The sequence below is a fragment of the Burkholderia lata genome, assembly GCF_902499025.1.
Taxonomy (GTDB): domain Bacteria; phylum Pseudomonadota; class Gammaproteobacteria; order Burkholderiales; family Burkholderiaceae; genus Burkholderia; species Burkholderia lata_C.
The window spans coordinates 166,679-185,756 of the sequence record NZ_CABVPW010000015.1; the positions used below are offsets into that span (position 1 = coordinate 166,679).

General features: G+C 68.5%; 15 protein-coding genes. 7 read left to right on the top strand and 8 right to left on the bottom strand.

Features of this window, described 5'->3' with window-relative positions:
- Positions 1-94: 94 nt before the first annotated feature.
- Positions 95-1,675, top strand: coding sequence for a DEAD/DEAH box helicase (locus BDI24065_RS17430; protein ID WP_175032316.1), 1,581 nt, complete (start codon positions 95-97; stop codon positions 1,673-1,675).
- A 192-nt stretch (positions 1,676-1,867) separates the two neighbouring features.
- On the opposite strand, the gene gluQRS is transcribed toward BDI24065_RS17430, so the two are convergent.
- Both gluQRS and BDI24065_RS17440 read right to left on the bottom strand, forming a co-directional pair.
- Positions 1,868-2,761, bottom strand: a complete 894-nt coding sequence (gene gluQRS / locus BDI24065_RS17435) for a tRNA glutamyl-Q(34) synthetase GluQRS (RefSeq protein ID WP_175032317.1) — start codon at positions 2,759-2,761, stop codon at positions 1,868-1,870.
- A 22-nt stretch (positions 2,762-2,783) separates the two neighbouring features.
- Entirely contained in the window at positions 2,784-3,638 is an 855-nt protein-coding gene (locus BDI24065_RS17440) for a sulfurtransferase (protein ID WP_175032318.1), read from the bottom strand.
- A 216-nt stretch (positions 3,639-3,854) separates the two neighbouring features.
- Between BDI24065_RS17440 and dnaE the strand changes: the two genes are divergently transcribed.
- The 3 genes from dnaE (at position 3,855) to BDI24065_RS17455 (ending at position 10,139) form a co-directional block, all read left to right on the top strand.
- Complete coding sequence (dnaE, locus tag BDI24065_RS17445; RefSeq protein WP_175032319.1) at positions 3,855-7,385, top strand: DNA polymerase III subunit alpha; 3,531 nt, start codon at positions 3,855-3,857, stop codon at positions 7,383-7,385.
- Between the two features lie 305 nt (positions 7,386-7,690).
- The gene (locus tag BDI24065_RS17450) at positions 7,691-8,779 is read left to right on the top strand and encodes a glycosyltransferase family 9 protein (protein ID WP_175032337.1); all 1,089 of its coding nucleotides are present in this window, start codon (positions 7,691-7,693) and stop codon (positions 8,777-8,779) included.
- Positions 8,780-8,960: 181 nt separating this feature from the next.
- Positions 8,961-10,139, top strand: coding sequence for a glycosyltransferase family 9 protein (locus tag BDI24065_RS17455; RefSeq protein WP_175032320.1), 1,179 nt, complete (start codon positions 8,961-8,963; stop codon positions 10,137-10,139).
- Between the two features lie 139 nt (positions 10,140-10,278).
- Here BDI24065_RS17455 and BDI24065_RS17460 read toward each other — a convergent pair whose 3' ends face one another.
- The 3 genes from BDI24065_RS17460 to BDI24065_RS17470 form a co-directional block, all read right to left on the bottom strand.
- Positions 10,279-11,559 carry an O-antigen ligase family protein gene (locus BDI24065_RS17460; RefSeq protein ID WP_175032321.1) on the bottom strand — a complete coding sequence of 427 codons (1,281 nt, stop codon included), beginning with the start codon at positions 11,557-11,559 and terminating at the stop codon, positions 10,279-10,281.
- 135 nt (positions 11,560-11,694) lie between these two features.
- Complete coding sequence (locus BDI24065_RS17465) at positions 11,695-12,537, bottom strand: glycosyltransferase family 2 protein (RefSeq protein ID WP_175032322.1); 843 nt, start codon at positions 12,535-12,537, stop codon at positions 11,695-11,697.
- Positions 12,538-12,657: 120 nt separating this feature from the next.
- Positions 12,658-13,410 carry a glycosyltransferase family 2 protein gene (locus BDI24065_RS17470; protein ID WP_175032323.1) on the bottom strand — a complete coding sequence of 251 codons (753 nt, stop codon included), beginning with the start codon at positions 13,408-13,410 and terminating at the stop codon, positions 12,658-12,660.
- A gap of 224 nt (positions 13,411-13,634) precedes the next feature.
- On the opposite strand from BDI24065_RS17470, the gene msbA reads away from it, so the two are divergent.
- Positions 13,635-15,386, top strand: coding sequence for a lipid A export permease/ATP-binding protein MsbA (gene msbA, locus BDI24065_RS17475; RefSeq protein WP_254609783.1), 1,752 nt, complete (start codon positions 13,635-13,637; stop codon positions 15,384-15,386).
- Between the two features lie 106 nt (positions 15,387-15,492).
- Positions 15,493-15,873, top strand: coding sequence for an RcnB family protein (locus BDI24065_RS17480; protein WP_175032325.1), 381 nt, complete (start codon positions 15,493-15,495; stop codon positions 15,871-15,873).
- Between the two features lie 64 nt (positions 15,874-15,937).
- Here BDI24065_RS17480 and BDI24065_RS17485 read toward each other — a convergent pair whose 3' ends face one another.
- From BDI24065_RS17485 to BDI24065_RS17495, 3 genes are read right to left on the bottom strand one after another with little or no spacing between them, the layout of a single operon-like run.
- Positions 15,938-16,504: an FUSC family protein gene (locus BDI24065_RS17485; protein ID WP_175032338.1), complete on the bottom strand. Its 567-nt coding sequence runs from the start codon at positions 16,502-16,504 to the stop codon at positions 15,938-15,940.
- Between the two features lie 40 nt (positions 16,505-16,544).
- Positions 16,545-17,804, bottom strand: a complete 1,260-nt coding sequence (locus BDI24065_RS17490) for an MFS transporter (protein ID WP_175032326.1) — start codon at positions 17,802-17,804, stop codon at positions 16,545-16,547.
- Positions 17,801-18,766: a PRC-barrel domain-containing protein gene (locus BDI24065_RS17495; RefSeq protein ID WP_175032327.1), complete on the bottom strand. Its 966-nt coding sequence runs from the start codon at positions 18,764-18,766 to the stop codon at positions 17,801-17,803. The genes BDI24065_RS17490 and BDI24065_RS17495 overlap by 4 nt, the downstream gene beginning before the upstream one ends.
- Before the next feature lie 127 nt (positions 18,767-18,893).
- On the opposite strand from BDI24065_RS17495, the gene BDI24065_RS17500 reads away from it, so the two are divergent.
- Positions 18,894-19,078, top strand: a 185-nt coding sequence (locus BDI24065_RS17500; protein WP_175032328.1) for a hypothetical protein, incomplete at its 3' end; no start/stop codon positions are given.

Sequence of the window (19,078 nt, forward strand, 5' to 3'; positions counted from 1 at the left end):
CACGGACTGGCGTCCAGCGTTCACATTGAACCGGTCCCAAGCGCCAGAGCGGCGCCGCGCGGCGCGCCGCGGCTCCGTCTATTTCCGAATTGTGATGAGCGCAGGCCCGGCTGGCCTGACGCACGATGTCCCCGCCGCGCCTTTTGAGCGAAACGCCACCATGTCCGATTCTGTCGCCAAGCCCGTCGACGCAACCTTCGATCAATTCGGCCTTGCCGCCGATATCCTGAAAGCCATTGCGGAGCAGGGCTATACGACGCCGACGCCGATCCAGGCGCAGGCCATTCCGGTCGTGCTCGCCGGCCGCGACGTCATGGGCGCCGCGCAAACGGGTACCGGCAAGACCGCGAGTTTCTCGCTGCCGATCATCCAGCGCCTGCTGCCGCAGGCCAACACGAGCGCGTCACCGGCGCGCCACCCGGTGCGTGCGCTGATCCTCACGCCGACCCGCGAACTCGCCGATCAGGTCGCCGCGAACGTGCACGCGTATGCGAAGCACACGCCGCTGCGCAGCGCGGTCGTGTTCGGCGGCGTCGACATGAACCCGCAGATGGCCGAACTGCGCCGCGGCGTCGAGGTCCTGATCGCGACGCCGGGCCGCCTGCTCGACCACGTCCAGCAGAAGACGGCGAACCTCGGCCAGGTGCAGATCCTGGTGCTCGACGAAGCCGACCGGATGCTCGACATGGGCTTCCTGCCCGACCTGCAGCGCATCCTGAACCTGCTGCCGAAGGAGCGCCAGACGCTGCTGTTCTCGGCCACCTTCTCGGGCGAAATCAAGAAGCTCGCGTCGACCTACCTGCGCAACCCGCAGACGATCGAAGTCGCGCGCAGCAACTCGACGAACGCGAACGTCACGCAGATCGTCTACGACGTCGCCGAAGGCGACAAGCAGGCGGCCGTCGTGCAGTTGCTGCGCGATCGCGGGCTCAAGCAGGTGATCGTGTTCTGCAACAGCAAGATCGGCGCGAGCCGGCTTGCGCGCAATCTCGAGCGCGACGGCGTGGTCGCGTCGGCGATCCACGGCGACAAGACACAGATCGAGCGGATGCAGGCACTCGACGCGTTCAAGCGCGGCGAGATCGAAGCGCTGGTCGCGACCGACGTGGCCGCGCGCGGCCTCGACATCGCCGAGCTGCCGGCCGTGATCAACTTCGACCTGCCGTTCAGCGCGGAAGACTACGTGCACCGGATCGGCCGTACCGGCCGCGCGGGTGCGACGGGCGACGCGCTGTCGCTGTGCAGCCCGAACGAGCGCAAGCAGCTCGCCGATATCGAGAAGCTGATCAAGCGTCCGCTCGAAATGCAGACGCTCGCGCTCGACAAGCCGGCGCGCCATCGTCACGACGAGCGCGGCAACGACCGCGGCGGCGAGCGCAACAGCGAGCGCGGTGGCGAACGGGGCGGTGAGCGCGGCGGCGAACGAGGCGGCCGTCGCGATCGCGACGAGCATCGTGGTGCGGCGGGGCGCCGGCCGGGCGGCTCCGAGCGCGGTCATCACCGTCGCCATGAAGCGCCGGTCGACGATTTCTTCCTGAAGCCGTACGAGCCGTCGGCACCGGCGAAGCAGCAGGACGACGCGCAGCCTGCGCAGCAGCCCGAGAAGAAGGGGCCGAAGCGTCAGGTCGCCGCGCTGCTCGGCGGGTTCGGTATGCCGCGCAAGCCATCGGCGTAAGCCGGGCGGATGTGACGGTGCGGCGCGTGAGCGCCGCAGGAGAAGCGGGTGCATGCGATGAGCATGTGCCCGTTTTCTATTGGGGCCGCGGCTTGATGGGTGAGTGGAAGAGGGCGCGGGGCGCTGGCGGCGGGCAATGCAGTCTGCACCCGGCTTGCGTCTGGTCGCAGCGAACCCGGTGCGCTGCGCGCGTTAGCCGGCCTGCGGCCCGAAGCGCGTCGCCCACGCGGCCGTTGCGGCTGCGTAGAACGTGTCGAGCGTCGTGCCTGCGAGCGCGCCGTCGGGCGCGAGGCCCAGGTGCGCGGCCGCGGCCTGCAGCGCCGGCAGCGGATCGTCGCGTTCGAGCGCGGTCGCGCCCGTCTGCTTGCTGAGCTTTTCGCCGTTCACGTCGACGACGACGGGCACGTGCAGGTACCGCGGCGTCGGCACGCCGAGGCAGTGTTGCAGGTGGATCTGGCGCGCGGTCGAGTCGAGCAGGTCGGCGCCGCGCACGACGTGCGTGATGTGCGCATCGGCATCGTCGACGACGACCGCGAGCTGATAGGCCCATTGGCCGTCCGCGCGCTTCAGCACGAAATCGCCGACTTCGGTCGCGAGGTTCTGCGATTGCGTGTGCTGCCAGCGATCGTCGAACGTGACGATCGCGTCGTCGCCGTCCGGCACGCGCAGCCGCCAGGCACGCGCGGGCTTGCCGTGCAGGCCGCTGCGGCAGGTGCCGGGGTAGGCGAGCGTCGTGTGGCGCTCGTGGGCGGCGCGCAGCGAGTCGGCGATTTCCTTGCGCGTACAGCCGCACGGATAGACGCGCCCGGCCGCGACGAGCCGTTCGAGCGCAGCCGTATAGGCCGCATCGCGCGTGCTTTGCCAGACGGGCGGCTCGTCGGGTGTCATGCCGAAATGCGCGAGCGTCGCGAGGATGTCTTCGGCCGCGCCGGGCACCGTGCGCGGGCCGTCGAGATCCTCGATGCGCACGAGCCATGCGCCGCCGTGTGCGCGTGCGTCGAGCCAGCTCGCGAGCGCGCCGACCAGCGAGCCGAAGTGCAGCGGGCCGGTGGGCGACGGCGCGAAGCGGCCGCGATAGGCAGTCATCGGGGCGCGGGGCACCGCGCGCTTACGCGGCGCTGGCTGCCGGTGCGCAGGCCGGGCACGACTGGCCGGGCACGTAGCTCGGCGACTGTTGCGCGTCCGGCGTGACGACGGCGCGGCACGCGAAGCACGTGACGTTCTCGGTGGGCTGGAGTTGCGGGTTCAGCGCGGTGCGGTAGTCGAACACGAAGCAGTCGCCGTGATAGTGCGCGCCGCCGACTTCCTCGAAGTACTTCAGGATCCCGCCTTCGAGCTGGTACACGTTCTCGATGCCGATTTCCTTCATGTGGATCGCGGCTTTCTCGCAGCGGATCCCGCCCGTGCAGAACGACACGACCGTCTTGCCTTCGAGGTCGGCGCGGTTCGCGTCGATCACTTCCGGGAATTCGCTGAACTTGTCGATCCGGTAGTCGAGCGCGTCGTCGAACGTGCCGACGTCGACTTCGAATGCGTTGCGCGTGTCGAGCATCACGACCGGGCGGCCCGTGTCGTCGTGGCCGCGGTCGAGCCACGTCTTCAGCGTCTGCGCATCGACGAACGGCGCGCGGCCGAGTTCCGGCTTGATCGCCGGCTTCTTCATCGTGATGATCTCGCGCTTCAGGCGCACGAGCATGCGGCGGAACGGCTGCGAGTCGGACAGGCTTTCCTTGAACTGCAGCGACGCGAACTTGCCTTCGAACAGCGGATCGTGGCGCAGGTACGCGATGAACGCGTCGGCAGCTTCGCGCGTGCCGGCGATGAACAGGTTGATGCCTTCCGGCGCGAGCAGGATCGTGCCGCGCAGGCCGAGTTCGTTGCAGCGGGCGGTGACGAGCGGGCGCCATTGCTCGTTCGCGTCGAGCGACACGAAGTGGTAGGCGGCGAGGTTGACGATGGTCATGATGGTCCGACGGGAAAACGGCCGCACGGCGGCCCGCAAAAAAGGGTGCGAAGCCGGGGCGCTGATTCGAAAAACCGTATTATCCCGCAAACCGCGCCCAGGCCGGCATCCTGCCGTTTGGCCGGCCGCGCGACGTGCGGTCGCGCGCATCGGCCGAACGGCCGGCGCGGGGATTTTTTGGGCAGGCTGCGCGGCGGGGCGGCTACAATAGCGCCCATGTCAGATCCCCGCTTCGTCCATCTTCGCGTTCACTCCGAATTCTCGATTGCCGACGGCATCGTGCGCATTGACGACATCGTCAAGGCGGCGGCCGCAGACGGCCAGGGCGCGCTCGCGCTCACCGATCTCGGCAACGCATTCGGCCTCGTCCGTTTCTACCAGGAAGCCCGTGGCAAGGGCATCAAGCCGATCGCCGGCTGCGACGTCTGGATCGCGAATCCGGACGATCGCGACAAGCCGTCGCGGCTGCTGCTGCTCGTCAAGGACAAGGTCGGCTACCTGAATCTCTGCGAACTGCTGTCGAAGGCGTGGCTCACGAACCAGTACCGCGGCCGTGCGGAACTCGATGCGAGCTGGCTCGACGGCGAGCTCTCGCAAGGGCTGCTCGCGCTGTCGGGCGCACAACAGGGCGACATCGGGCTCGCGCTTGCCGCGGGCAACGAAGAAGCCGCGCGCCGTCACGCCGAGCGCTGGGCGAAGGTGTTCCCGGGCGGCTTCTACATCGAGCTGCAACGTTACGGCCAGCCGGGCGCCGAGGCGTACATCCAGCAGGCCGCGACGCTCGCCGCGGCGCTGAAGCTGCCGGTGGTCGCGACGCACCCGACGCAGTTCATGACCGACGACGATTTCACCGCGCACGAAGCGCGCGTGTGTATCTCGGAAGGCGACATCCTCGCGAACCCGCGGCGCCAGAAGCGTTTCACGACCGACCAGTATTTCCGCACGCAGGACGACATGGCCGCGCTGTTCGCCGACCTGCCGTCGGCGATCGCGAACACGGTCGAGGTCGCGAAGCGCTGCAACCTGAAACTCGAGCTCGGCAAGCCGAAACTGCCGCTGTTCCCGACGCCCGACGGCATGTCGCTCGACGACTACCTCGTTCAGCTGTCGAAGGAAGGGCTCGAGACCCGTCTCGCGCAGCTGTATCCGGCCGAAGCCGAGCGCGACGCGCAGCGCGACACGTACTACAAGCGGCTCGAATTCGAGTGCGGGACCATCACGAAGATGGGCTTCCCGGGCTACTTCCTGATCGTCGCGGACTTCATCAACTGGGCGAAGAACAACGGCGTGCCGGTCGGCCCGGGCCGCGGCTCGGGCGCCGGTTCGCTGGTCGCGTACGCGCTCGGCATTACCGACCTCGATCCGCTGCGCTACAACCTGCTGTTCGAGCGCTTCCTGAACCCGGAACGCGTGTCGATGCCCGACTTCGACATCGACTTCTGCCAGCACGGCCGCGACCGCGTGATCCAGTACGTGAAGGAGAAGTACGGCGCGGACGCCGTGTCGCAGATCGCCACGTTCGGCACGATGGCCGCGAAGGCGGCCGTGCGCGACATCGGCCGCGTGCTCGACCTCGGCTACATGTTCACCGATGGCATCGCGAAGCTGATCCCGTTCAAGCCGGGCAAGCACGTGACGATCGCCGACGCGATGAAGGAAGAGCCGCAGCTGCAGGAGCGCTACGACCACGAGGACGAAGTGCACCAGCTGCTCGATCTCGCGCAGCGTGTCGAAGGCCTCACGCGTAACGTCGGGATGCACGCGGGCGGCGTGCTGATCGCGCCCGGCAAGCTGACCGATTTCTGCCCGCTGTACACGCAGGGCGACGACGGCGGCGTGGTCAGCCAGTACGACAAGGACGACGTCGAAGCCGTCGGCCTCGTGAAGTTCGACTTTCTGGGTCTCACGACGCTGACGATCCTCGACTGGGCCGAGCGCTACATCCGCCGCCTCGATCCGTCGAAGGCCGACTGGTCGCTCGCGCAGGTGCCGCTCGACGATCCCACCTCGTTCCAGATCCTGAAGAAGGCCAACACGGTCGCGGTGTTCCAGCTGGAAAGCCGCGGGATGCAGGGCATGCTGAAGGATGCGCAGCCCGACCGCTTCGAGGACATCATCGCGCTCGTGTCGTTGTACCGTCCGGGCCCGATGGACCTGATCCCGAGCTTCTGCGCACGGAAGCACGGCCGCGAGAAGGTCGACTATCCGGATCCGCGCGTCGAACCCGTCCTGAAAGAGACCTACGGCATCATGGTCTATCAGGAGCAGGTGATGCAGATGGCGCAGATCATCGGCGGCTACTCGCTCGGCGGCGCGGACTTGCTGCGTCGCGCGATGGGCAAGAAGAAGCCCGAGGAGATGGCCAAGCACCGCGAAATCTTTGCCGAGGGTGCGGCGAAGAACGGCCTCACGCGCGAGAAGTCCGACGAGATCTTCGACCTGATGGAGAAGTTCGCGGGCTACGGCTTCAACAAGTCGCACGCGGCTGCCTATGCGCTGCTCGCGTACTACACCGCGTGGCTGAAGGCGCACCATCCGGCCGAATTCATGGCGGCCAACATGACGCTCGCGATGGACGACACCGACAAGGTGAAGATCCTGTTCGACGATTGCGTCGTGAACAACCTCGCCGTGCTGCCGCCGGACATCAACCAGTCGCATTACCGCTTCGAGCCGGTCGCCGAAGCCGACGGCAAGCGCTCGCGCACGATCCGCTACGGCCTCGGCGCGGTGAAGGGCAGCGGCCAGAACGCGATCGAGGAAATCCTGCGTGCCCGCGAGGAAAAGCTGTTCACCGACCTGTTCGACTTCTGCGAGCGGATCGACCGACGCGTCGTCAACCGCCGCACGGTCGAGGCACTGATCCGCGCCGGCGCGTTCGATTCGCTGAATACGAACCGTGCGCAGCTGATCGCGTCGGTGCCGCTGGCGATGGAAGCGGCCGACCAGGCCGCGGCGAACGCGATGCAGGCCGGCCTGTTCGACATGGGCGCCGAGTCGCCGCACGCGCATGCGCTCGTCGACGAGCCCGCGTGGGACGACAAGCGCCGCCTGCAGGAAGAGAAGGGCGCGCTGGGCTTCTACCTGTCCGGCCACCTGTTCGACGCGTATCGCGACGAGGTGCGCCGCTTCGTGCGGCAAAAGGTCGGCGACCTGAAGGAAGGGCGCGACAAGCTCGTGGCCGGCATCATCGCGTCGTTGCGCACGCAGATGACCCAGCGCGGCAAGATGCTGATCGCGCTGCTCGACGATGGCTCGGGCCAGTGCGAGATCACGATCTTCAACGAGCAGTTCGAGGCGAACAAGGCGCTGTTCAAGGAAGACGAGCTGCTGATCGTGCAGGGGCAGGCGCGCAACGATGCGTTCACGGGCGGCATCCGCTTTACGACCGATACCGTGATGGATCTCGAACGCGCGCGCAGCCGTTATGCGCAGGCCGTGCGGCTGACGATGAACGGCAACGCCGACGCGGCCGCGCTGCGCCGCGTGCTCGAGCCGCACGTGTCGAAGGACGATCCGGCGGCGAACGTGGTCGAAGCGCCTGCGCCGCGCGGCGGCGGGCGCGATGGCGGTCGTCGGCCGCAGGCGCCGCTGCCGAACGGGCTCGCGGTGCAGGTCCACTACAGCAACGCGCGGGCGCAGGGTGAAATGCGCCTCGGCGACGCATGGCGCGTGAAGCCGAGCGACGTGCTGCTCGCGGAGCTGCGGGCCACGTTCGACGGCAGCGTCGTCGAAATCACGTACTGACCGCGCCTCCACGGGGGCGGCTGTCGCTGCGGCCCGTCGCATCGCCATCGTGCGGTGCGGCGGGCCGTTTTTGCATGTGCACGCAAGCAGGTCTTGGGCTGGCCATCCGGACGCTATACAATCCGGCGCTAGCCGCACGAACGCGGCGTTGACCGCCGCTCGTCCGGCGGATGGCGCCGGTATCGCGCACATAAACGGGGGCGGATCCGTGCGGCGAGCGGCGACATGCGACAAGGCCGTCCCGGAACCGGACACTGTGGAATGGCCCATCGCGACGACAAAAAACTGACAGTCTCCACATGACCATGGCCAATGTGAACCCGACGCAGCGGATCCTCGTGATCCGGATCGATTTTCTGGGCGACATGCTGTGCACAACGGCGTTTCTCCGCGCGCTGAAGGAGCGCTGGCCCGGCGCCGAACTGCATGTGGTCGGGAACCGCTACAACGCGGCTGCGCTGGCCGGAAACCCTGACGTGGACATGATCCACACCTACGTCTATAGCCGCCAATGCGAGCGCAACGACCGTCCCGGGCGGATGCGCGCATTCTTCGACCGGCTGCGGCTCGTGCGGCGCCTGCGTCGCTTGCGGTTCGACCTCGTGGTCGTGCCGAACGGCGGCATGCATCGCAGCAGCATGCAGTTCGCGCGTCAGATCGGCGCGAAGGATTGCCGCTGGCACGATGCCGAGACCGAATTCGACGATCGCAAGCCCGAGCATGTCGCGCAGCGGCCGATGTGCCACGAGGCGCTGTCGGGTTTCCGGCTCGTGCCCGAACTCGGTCGCGCCGATCTTGACCGTCTCGAGTTGTCGGTTCACCCCGACCGCGCGCTGCAGGACGCGTGGTATCGGCTGCTCGGCGCGCGCACGAAGCCGCGCGTCGGGTTGTTCGTGACGAACAAGGCGGCCGAGCGCCGCTGGTCCGCGGATCGCTGGCGCGACCTCGCCGAGCGGCTGGCGCCGCACGCCGACGTGATCGTGTTCCGCGATCCGGCTATCGGACATGCCCCCGAGGACGATTCGTGGCGCGACGTGAGCGCGCGCCATGTTGCGCCGTCGTCGGTCGGCGAGCTGGTGGCCGCCGCGAGCCTGCTCGATGCGATTGTCTCGGCCGACAGCGCTCCCGTGCATCTCGCGTCGGCGCTCGGCGTGCCCGTCGCCGCGCTGTTCGAGGACCGTCCGGAGAAATATTTGCGCTGGCATCCGCTTGGTGTGCCCCACGTGATCCTGCGCGCCGGCACGACCGTCGACGCGATCGGCGTCGACGAGGTCGAGCGCGCGGTGAATCACCTGCTGCCGCAGGCTACCCATCGTGACGAGCCGTTGGCCGGCGCGGCATACGCGCGGCCGGCTGCTGCCGCCACGCCGGCGATCATGACGGTTGCGTCGTAGCACCGCGGGCACATCGCAAGCCCCGCGTACGGCACCGAGGCGGGCACACGGTGCGCCTGCCCCGCCGCACTGCGCGCGGGGCCGCATCAGGCCAGCCGCACGGCCGATTCGCCACGCCGCGCCGGGTGCTGCAAAATCCTGTACATTGCCAGCCTTGTTCAGCCAGTCAGACACACCCGCCGTGGCCCTGTTTTCTTCCGCCCGCCCGCCCAGAACCATCCTCGTTGCCGCGCCGCGCCGTATCGGCGACGTGCTGTTGACGACGCCGCTCGTCCGTTCGCTGAAGGCCCGCTGGCCTGATGCGCAGATCGACATGCTGGTGTTTCGCGGCACCGAGGGCGTGCTCGAGCACAATCCGGACGTACGGCGCGTGATCGTCGTCGCGCAGCGCGCGGGATTCCGCGAGCGGCTGCGCGACGCGCTGTCGATGTGGCGCCGCTACGATCTCGCGTGCGCGGCGCTGAGCTCCGACCGGCCGCGCTTCTACAGCTGGTTTGCGGGCCGCAAGCGGGTGGGCCTCGTCGATCCGAACCGCGTGACGTGGCTCACGCGGATGATGCTGAACGGGATCGCGATCAATCACCACGAATCCGCGCATACGGTCGTCAGTACGCTCGCGCTTGCCCCCGTGATCGGTATCGAGCCGGTGTCCGAGGTCGTTGCGCCCGGCATCGGCGACGATCCGGCGCGGCGCGCGCGCTTCGACGCGTGGCTCGCCGAGTCGCCGGCGATCCGCGACGGCAAGCCGCTGGTCGTGCTGCATCCGTATCCGATGTTCCGTTACAAGCAATGGCGGCTCGACGGCTGGGTCGAGATGATCGGCTGGCTGCGCGGGCACGGCTTCGCGGTCGCGCTGTCCGGCGGCCCGGCCGACAGCGAGCGCGAGTATGCGGAGCAGGTCGCGGCCGAAGCGGGCGGCGATGTGCTGAACCTGGTCGGACGCCTGACGTTTGGCGAAAGCGCCGAACTCGTGCGGCGCGCGCGGCTTTTCATCGGACCCGACACCGGCGCGACGCACGTCGCGGCCGCGACCGGCACCGACACGATCGCGCTGTTCGGCCCGTCCGACCCCGTGCGTTGGGGGCCGTGGCCGCAGCACTGGCCCGCGACCGAGAATCCGTGGCCGCTGCGCGGCTCGGGGCGGCACGGGAACGTGTGGCTGCTGCAGGGGGAGGGCGATTGCGTGCCATGCCGGCACGAGGGTTGCGAGCGCAAGGTCGACAGCCGCAGCGATTGCCTCGTCAATCTCAGTGCGCAGCGCGTGAAAGCCGCGGCGGCCGAGATGCTCGGGCTGAATCCGCCGGGCCCGGCCGAAACCGTCGTCGATACGTCGCGACTGCATCGCACCGGATCCGACTGACGCACGGGCGATGCGCGCTTCCCGCCGGTTGCAGGCGGCGTGTTTCGCGACGAGCCGGCCGCCCGGCCCGTTTCCTTCGAAGAGGGGAGACTCCGCTGCGGTCGAAGCCGGCCGACAGCGGAGCGTATGCCGTTGCGCGTTACGCGCTGCGCCGGATCGCCGACGTCTCGCGCGGTAGCGCCTCGCTGCGCTCGCCGCAGCCGAGCAGGATGCCGGCCAGCAGCACGATCAGGTGCCCTTCGGCGAAATCGAGCAGCAGTGAATTCGCGAGACTGCCGATTGCGAAGATCGCGAGCCAGGCGAGCAGCAGGTGCCGCGAGCGCGGATCGAGCGCGCGGCTGCCGCGCGCAATCTGCACGATCAGGTTGACGAACAGCACCAGGCCGAGCGTGCCGAGCTGCACGGCCATCAGCAGGTATTCATTGTGCGGGTTCGACGTGAGCTGGCCCTCGGCGGCCGTCTTGCCGGCCGTCAGCCGCTCGAACTCCGACTCCAGGCCGCCCGCGCCATAGCCGATCGCGGGGCGCTGGCGATACAGCTCGAGCCCCTTCTTGTACCACTCGAGGCGCAGCCCGGTGGACGTGGCCGCATCGCTCTGCCGGTACTGCTGCACTTCCGTCACGACCTTCGTGAGCCGGCCGTTGTGAACCGTACACGCGGCGACCACGAGCGCGATGCCGGCCAGCACGAGCACGCCGGCGGCAAGCCCCGCACGCAGCGCCGATTGCCGGCGCAGCAACAGCACGAAACGCACGGCGACGACGAGGATCAGCAGCAGCGCGATGACCTGCCCGGTGCGTCCCTGCAGCATCACGAACACGTTGACGAGCGACCACGCGGCAATGCCCGCATACGCGATGCGCGACAGCGTCGTGCGGGCCGCCAGCGCGAGATCGGCCGCCTGGTAGAACAGCAGCGCGCCGAACATGCCGGCAGCGATGTGGTTCTTGAACACCCAGGCGCGCGACAGCGGCAGCTCGGTCGCGTGCGCGGGCCCGATCGCAGTCAGGCCGAGATAGTTGGTCGTCGACAGCAGCAGGATCACGCACAGCGTGCCGAACCAGCAGCGCCGCACGATCGGCGCCCAGTTCGAATGGCGGAACGCGAGGACGGCGAATGGCAGCAGCAGCAGCTTGTCGTACTTGGCGACCCAGTTCCACGCCTTGTTGTGCGGCGCGACCGTATAGGTGACGCTGGCGGCCAGCGCGGCCAGGATCAGCAGTGCCGCGAGCGAGGCCGGGTCGGTGACGAACGAGCGCAGGTCGCGCCAGAATTCGGGAGAAATCACGAGCGCGGCGGCAAACAGCCCGCAGAACACGTTGGTCAGCGCGGTCGAGACGGGCACCATGCAGAGCGCGGCGACAGCGAATGCGCGGGCGGCGGTCAGGCGCCGCGAGGCGGGAGCGGAAAACGAAAGCATCGGAACCTGTCGAATGAACGAATGCGGCTTGCGGACATCGTGCTGCGCGCCGCGCGCCCCGGCGGGAGATCCGGGACGAACGGCGCAGAGTATACGCGATGCAGGGGGCGTTTCCGTGCTGTTTTCGGGGTCCGATCAGCTGAACGCGCGCTTGATCCGCGAGCGCAGCAGCGCGCGCTTCAGGCGGCCAGCGACTGCCGGCGTGTCGAGCGTGACGCGCGTGCCGGCCGGCTCGCCGCGATGCAGGAAGTAGCGGTCGAACGTCGCCTGGGTCATGCCCCATTTGTTCAGGAACTGGCGGCGACCGTCGTTCTTGACGATCTTGCCCGTGCTCTTCTGCTGGAAGTGGTAGACGAGGCTGTCGCCGACGCCGACGAAGATCCGGCAGCCGGCATCCCAGAATTTCATCGAGAAGTCGTTGTCGCTGCTCATGCCGGGCGACAGTTCGCTGCTGTAGCCGCCGATCCGGTTCCACCAGTCGCGGTGCACGAGCGTCGGCGGCCAGGTCGAGCCGAGCCAGTCCGCGCGCACGAGCTTCGGGGCTGCGGCGACGAGGCCCGCCGCGTCGAACTGTTCGGCGTCGCGGCCGAAATTGCTGACCACGACGCACGGGTTGCGCGTGTCGACCGGCTCGACCATCGTGCCCGACAGCATGAAGAGGTCGGTCGGCATCTGTTCGATGCGGCGCACGAGCGCCGTGTCCCAGCCGGGGCAGCAGAACATGTCGTCGTTCATGTAGACGACGTAGTCGCGCGTGGCGCGCGCGGCGGCCCAGTTCACCGCGTGGCAGATGCCGATGTTGGTCGGCGACGCGGTGTGTTCGATGCCTTCGCTGCGCACCCAGTCGAGCGTGCCGTCCGAGCCGTCGTTCACGTGCACGATGATCTGGTGGTCGTACGCGGAATGGCGGCGCAGGCTGTCGACGACGAGCTTGAGGTACGGCAGGTTGTTCCAGGTCGGAATGATGATGGAGAACATGGCGGTCGGATTCGGTAGTCGTCGTGGCGGGCGGCGTGTGGCGCCGCCGGTCGGGCAGGCACGCGCGGCGCGGGCAGCCCGGCATTGTAACGCCGGGCCGGCTGCATGCCGGGTGGGCGCTCAGCGCGCCCGTTCGTGGCCGAGCTTCAGGAAGCGGTAGTACACGGTTTCCGCGTTGAACACGGCGATCATGAAGCCGGCGCGGCCGTCGAGGAAGCCGCGCCGCAGCAGGTAAGTGCGCACGAACGCCCAGGCACCGCGCGCGAGCGCCTTGCCGAAGCCGCCGCGCTGGCCGGCCGCGCGGCGCTGGCGTGCGCCGGCCGTCGAATACGCGTCGAGCTTGCGCACGACGGCTTCGAAATCCTCGTACGAGTAGTGCATCAGCTTGCCGGACAGGCGCTGCGCGGCGCCATCGAACACGAGCCGTTCGTGCACGAGATCGTCCGAGAAGCGCGCCGCGCCGCGCCGGAACAGGCGCGGGATCCAGTCCGGATACCAGCCGCTGTGGTGGATCCACTGGCCGCAGAAGCTCGACAGCCGGTCGACCGCATAGACTTGCGCGGCCGGCGCGCGGATCGTGTCGCGGATCGACTGCGCGAGTGCCGGGGTGACGACTTCGTCGGTATCGAGGGACAGGATCCAGTCGGTGTCGAGCGCGTCGAGCGCGCGGTTCTTCTGCGGGCCGAAGCCCGGCCAGTCGCGCTCGACGATCACGCGCGCACCGTGCGCCTGCGCGATCGCGACGGTATCGTCGGTGCTGCCGCCGTCGATGACGACGACGTCGTCGGCGAACGACAGCGCTGTCAGGCACTGCGCAAGCCGCGCGGACGCGTTGAGGGCGATGAGGGCGACGCCGAGGGAGGGTTCTGCCATGAAATCGTCGAAAAGGCGGAGAAAACAGTGAGCGGCAGTATACCCGCGGGCCGGCCGCCCTTCCGCATCGGCCATGACCGTGCCGGCCGGAGCGGTGCGGCTATAATGTTGAGCCCTTTTCGGCACCCGCCCGACAGGGCGAAATCCCGGGCAGCCGCGCCCGGGCGCCGCTTCGCGGCTCAAGAAGGATTGCCTTGGAAACCCAGAACACTCTTCGCAAACCGATGGACGGCACGGGCACCTCGCCCGTGACGGTCCTCAAGCGCCTGTGGCCGTACATCCGGCCGCTGATCGGCATCGTGGTGTTCGCCGTGATGACGATGGGCGTCGTCGCGGCCACCGAGGCCGGTATCCCGGCGCTGCTCAAGCCGCTCCTCGACCACGGCTTCGGCGCGCATGGCAGCGACAGCGCGAAATGGTACGTGCCGGTCGCGGTGATCGGCCTCGCGCTCGTGCGCGGCGTGTCGCAGTACACGTCGAATTACCTGCTCAACTATGTATCGAACCGCATCCTGCTGCAGTTGCGGCTCGAAATGTTCCAGCGGATGCTCCACACGAGCGCGTCGTTCTTCCAGCGCGAGACCGCGAGCACGGTGATCAACGCGATCGTGTTCGAGGTCAACCAGATCCTGTCGGTGCTGACGGGCGTGATGGTCACGCTCGTGCGCGACTCGCTGACGGTGATCTTCCTGCTCGGCTACCTGTTCTACCTGAACTGGCGGCTCACGCTGATCGTCGCGGTGATCCTGCCCGGCATCGGCTGGCTTGTCAGCAAGATCAACCGCCGCCTGCGCCGCCTGAACCGCGAGCACCAGACGCTGACCAACGAACTGTCGTACATCGTCGAGGAGACGGTCGGCGGCTACAAGGTCGTCAAGGTGCACAACGGCGAAGCGTACGAGATGGACCGCTTCACGCAGATGAGCAAGCGCCTGCGCGGCTACGCGATGCGCATGACGGTCTCCGGCGGCCTCGCTCAGCCGCTCACGCAGTTCCTCGCGTCGATCGCGCTCGCGGTCGTGATCACGATCGCGGTCGTGCAGTCGTCGAACGACCAGACGACGGTCGGTGGCTTCGTTGCGTTCGTCACGTCGATGCTGCTGGTGATCTCGCCGCTCAAGCACCTGATCGACGTCAACCAGCCGCTGCAGCGCGGGATGACGGCCGCCGAACTGATCTTCGGGCTGATCGACGAACCGGCCGAGCCGCAGGGCGGCGGCCGGCCGCTGGCCCATGCGCGCGGCGACATCGAGTTCCGCAACGTGTCGTTCGACTACGGCGCGGCCGAGCGGCCGACGCTCGACCGCATCTCGTTCAAGGTCGCGCCCGGTGAAATGATCGCGCTCGCGGGCCCCTCCGGCAGCGGCAAGACGACGCTCGTCAACTTGCTGCCGCGCTTCTTCGACCCGACCGACGGTGCGATCCTGGTCGACGGCGTGCCGGTTGCCGACTACGACCTCCATGCGTTGCGCGGCCAGATGGCGATGGTCAGCCAGGATGTCGTGCTGTTCAACGACACGATCGCCGCGAACGTCGCGTACGGGCAGACGCCCGACCGCGCGCGCGTGCAGGCCGCGCTCGAGGCCGCGAACCTCGCCGATGCGGTCGCCGCGATGCCCGACGGGCTCGACACGCTCGTCGGCGGCAACGGGATGCGTTTGTCCGGCGGCCAGCGCCAGCGGCTCGCGATCGCGCGCGCGATCTACAAGGACGCGCCGATCCTGATCCTCGACGAAGCGACGTCGGCGCTCGACTCGGAATCGGAGCGCCACGTGCAGGCCGCGCTCGAACGGCTGATGGAAGGCCGCACGACGCTCGTGATCGCGCACCGGCTGTCGACGATCGAGCGCGCGGACCGCATCCTCGTGCTCGAGGCCGGCAAGATCGTCGAAGAGGGCAGCCACGACGAATTGCTGCGCCACGGCGGCCTCTACGCGCACCTGCACCGGATCCAGTACCAGCAGCAGGCCGCGTAACGCGCGGTCATGCGCGCAGTCATGTGGCCCCGCGATGCCATGTGCTAGTCTTCATCGGGTAGTCCGAGTGGTTTCGTTCGACGTGACAACACGGAGGGAAGGCACGATGAAGAAGATGCACGGGATGATGCTGGCCGCGGTGATCGCGGCGGGTTTCGCCGCGCCGGCCGCGATGGCGCAGGACCACGACAACCGCAACGACCAGGGCGACCATGGCATGCAGCACGGCCATGGCCCGAAACGCATGCCGCCCGGCCAGATGCGCCATGAGGAGGACGTGCCGCCGCGCTGGGCTGACCAGCCGCGCCGCGAGTGGCACAAGGGCGACCGGCTTCCCCCCGAGTTCCGCGATCGCCAGTACGTGATCGACGACTGGCGCGGCTATCACCTGAGCCAGCCGCCGCGCGGCTATCAATGGGTGGGCGTCGGCGGGGATCACCTGCTGGTGCAGATCGGTTCCGGCATCGTGCTGCGGATCGGCGACTGACCTGGCCGATGGCCCGGCACGGATCGCGATGCCGCGATGCGCGCCGGGCAACCGGTTCATCGCATCACTTTGCCGCTGCGTGGCGGAACCAGCGGCGCTCGATTTTCGACATCACCCAGCACACGCCCAGCGCACACACGGTGCCGAGCGTCACCTCGCCGAGCCGCATCAGCGGAATGTCCCACAGCGGGCCGTTGCCCGGAAACAGCAGCACGATCGTCGCGGTCACGCCGCCGAGCCGTGCCGCGCTGCCGACGTTCAGGCACCAGCAGCTGACGATCACGACCGCGACGGTAATCGCATACGCGACGAGGCGGTCGCCGCCGAGCGCCGCGCCGGCGAAGCCGAGCACGCCGCCGACCATCGCGCCGATGAACTGGTCGCGCGACAGCGACATCGTGTCCGAGTAGTTGTGCTGCGTGACGGCGATCGCGGTGATCGCGGCCCATACGGCCTGCTCGGTGTGCAGCGCGCGGCCGATCACATACGCGAGGCATGCGCCGCACACGGCCTGCAGTGCCATCAGCCCGCCTTGCGCGAGCCGTTCGCTGAATGACAGCCCCTTGAACAGATCGAAGATCGACTGCTGGATCTGCTGGCGGGCTTCGTTGAGTGTCCTGATCGTATCCATCATGCGTTGGCCAAGAAGCGGGTAACGGCGGCGTGCCGGCTCAGTGCGCTTGTTCGGGCGATGCGGCGGCCGCTTCGTCGGCGGCCGCGTCGCCGTTGTCGACGCGCGTTTCGGGCATCACGAGCCAGACCAGCAGCACCGCGAGCGCACCGGCGCCCGCGAGCCCGAAGAAGCTCACGGCGTTGCCGAAGTGATCGGCAACGTAGCCGGCCGCAGCCGTGCTGAGCGTCGCGCCGATTCCGGCCGCGAGCCCGAACAGCCCGATGCACAGGTTGTAGCGGCCCTTGCCGCCCGCGACGTCGGCCGCGATCAGCGGCAGCATCACGCCGAACACGGCCGCGCTGATGCCGTCGAGCATCTGCACGGGCACCAGCAGGTACGGGCTGCTCACGCCCGCGAACAGCAGCGCGCGCACCGGCAGTGCCGAGAAGCCGAGCAGCAGGATCGGCCGGCGCCCCCAGCGTTGTGCGGAGCGCCCGACCCACGGCGACAGCATCGCGACGATCGCCTGCGGCACGATGATGCATGCGGCGATCACGAGTTGCACGTTCTCGCCCATCCCGGCCGTCACTTCGCCGGCGGCGAGGTTCAGCATCGCCGCGTTCGACAAGTGGAATAGCACGACGCACGCCGCGAAGATCAGCATCCGGCGGTCGCGCAGCAGTTCGAGCAGCGTTTCGCGTTCGCCGGCTTCGTCGCGATCGTCGGGCTTCGACGACTGCGGGATCACCTCGTGCGTCGGCTGGATCATCGCGAGCGCGAACAGCGCGGGCAGCGCCAGCACGGCGGTCAGCCAGAACACCGCGCGCGCGGAGAAGTATTCGCCGGTGAGCCCCATCAGGCCCGCCGCGACTGCACTGCCGATCGACGCCCAGCGTGCGTTGCGGCCGAGCCGGTCGCCGAGATCGGCGCGGCCGACGAGCGAGAACGAAATTGCGGCCATGGCCGGCACGAGCATGCAGCTCGCGAAACCGTGGAACACCTCGGCGGCGATCACCGGCACGATGGTCGGGCTGGACGCGAGCAGCACCGCGGACAGGATGATGGCCACGATGGCCCACGCGGCCGCGCCTTTCTTGTTCTTCAGCGCATCGACGGCCGCGCCGCCGGGCACCTGGCTGACCATTGCGCTGATCGTGCCGATCGACAGCACCATGCCGATCTCGCCCTGCGTCCACTTGTGCGACGCGAGGTAGGACGCGATGAACGGACCGAACCCTGTTTGAACGTTTGCAACGAAGAAGTTGAGCCAGTCGAGGGACCGGAGACTGCGTACGCTGACGGAATGCTTGATCGTCATCGGGTCGCGCTCGCAGACGAAGCCGGTGCCGGGGCAACGGGCGGGAAGACCGCGACGATCGGCTTGTCGGCCGCGTAGGGCGGCGACGCCTTGATCTGTGCGTCGTTCAGGTCGAGCTGCGGATGCAGCGCCTTGTCGCGCGTGACGAAGCGCAGCGCGCCCCAGCTTGCGGCGATCGAACGGCGATCCGTATTGACGAGGCCGCCGAGGTCGAGCACGACAGCCTGCGGCTGCGATGCGCGGTCGATCAGCACGTCGACGATGCGGCCGATCTTCGTGCCGTTCGGGCGCTCGACGTCGCTGTCGAGCATCGGCAGTCGCGTCGCGGGCGAAGCGGCGGCCGAACCCGACAGCGGCACGGCCTTGGGCCGCGCGGCCGGCGGCAGGTCGCCCGACGGCACGTCGAGCACGATCGGCTCCTGTTTGCCGCCCGGCGTGAAGCGGAACACGTTCCACGGGAAGATGACCTTGCGGTCGCCCACGCCCATGAAGCCCTGCAGGTTGACGATCATCTCGCGCGGCTTGCCGCTCGCGTCGGTCACCATGTCGACCGCGCGGCCGATCACCTTGCCGTTGCGGCGCGCGACTTCGCTGTCGAGCAGCGCATGGATCTGGGTGCGGTCGAGCGGGCGCGTCGCGACGATCGGCGGGGGCGGAGGCGGCGGCGGTGTCGGCGATTCGGGGCGCTGCACGGGCTTCGGCCGCGTGACCTCGCGGTGCGGCTTCTTCGGCGCTTCCGGTTCCTCCGGGTGCGTCGGCGCCGGCACGGGCGGCATCGTCAGCGGTTCGCCGGCGGTTTCCTCGATGGGCTCGACGAGGGCTTCGCTGATCGGCGCGGGCGGATTCCGGACCGGCAGCAGCCCGCAGCCGGACAGCAGCGCGGTGGCGGCGAGAACCAGGAAGACCGTCGAGGACGGCAACGACTTGCTGCGGGATGCGGGAAACGGAAGTCCGCCGCTCATTGACACTCACTCCATGGGTCGGGGGCGGCCCGAGGGCACGCGGCTGGCGATGGATGGCGGGTGCGGGCGGCGCACCACGCGAGGTGAGATTTTAACGTGTCTTGCTTTCAGGACCGATTTCGATGGCTTGCTGGAGGCCGACTGTCGGGAAAAGGAAGGGATCGCGGGGTGGGGGAGAGGGGGCAGAATCCGGCTGCGGCTGCGTAAGGTGAAGGTGAAGGTGAAGGTGAAGGTGAAGGCCAAGGCCAAGGCCAAGGCCAAGGCCAAGGCCAAGGCCAAGGCCAAGGCCAAGGCCAAGGCCAAGGCCAAGGC

Excerpts from the sequence above, each read along its gene's own strand:
- BDI24065_RS17450 (WP_175032337.1), top strand. The coding sequence starts at position 7,691 with ATGGCCAATGTGAACCCGACGCAGCGGATCCTCGTGATCCGGATCGAT.
- gluQRS (WP_175032317.1), bottom strand. The coding sequence starts at position 2,761 with ATGACTGCCTATCGCGGCCGCTTCGCGCCGTCGCCCACCGGCCCGCTG.
- dnaE (WP_175032319.1), top strand. The coding sequence starts at position 3,855 with ATGTCAGATCCCCGCTTCGTCCATCTTCGCGTTCACTCCGAATTCTCG.
- BDI24065_RS17465 (WP_175032322.1), bottom strand. The coding sequence starts at position 12,537 with ATGTTCTCCATCATCATTCCGACCTGGAACAACCTGCCGTACCTCAAG.
- BDI24065_RS17490 (WP_175032326.1), bottom strand. The coding sequence starts at position 17,804 with ATGACGATCAAGCATTCCGTCAGCGTACGCAGTCTCCGGTCCCTCGAC.
- BDI24065_RS17440 (WP_175032318.1), bottom strand. The coding sequence starts at position 3,638 with ATGACCATCGTCAACCTCGCCGCCTACCACTTCGTGTCGCTCGACGCG.
- BDI24065_RS17485 (WP_175032338.1), bottom strand. The coding sequence starts at position 16,504 with ATGGATACGATCAGGACACTCAACGAAGCCCGCCAGCAGATCCAGCAG.
- BDI24065_RS17460 (WP_175032321.1), bottom strand. The coding sequence starts at position 11,559 with ATGCTTTCGTTTTCCGCTCCCGCCTCGCGGCGCCTGACCGCCGCCCGC.
- BDI24065_RS17480 (WP_175032325.1), top strand. The coding sequence starts at position 15,493 with ATGAAGAAGATGCACGGGATGATGCTGGCCGCGGTGATCGCGGCGGGT.
- msbA (WP_254609783.1), top strand. The coding sequence starts at position 13,635 with ATGGACGGCACGGGCACCTCGCCCGTGACGGTCCTCAAGCGCCTGTGG.
- BDI24065_RS17495 (WP_175032327.1), bottom strand. The coding sequence starts at position 18,766 with ATGAGCGGCGGACTTCCGTTTCCCGCATCCCGCAGCAAGTCGTTGCCG.
- BDI24065_RS17470 (WP_175032323.1), bottom strand. The coding sequence starts at position 13,410 with ATGGCAGAACCCTCCCTCGGCGTCGCCCTCATCGCCCTCAACGCGTCC.
- BDI24065_RS17430 (WP_175032316.1), top strand. The coding sequence starts at position 95 with ATGAGCGCAGGCCCGGCTGGCCTGACGCACGATGTCCCCGCCGCGCCT.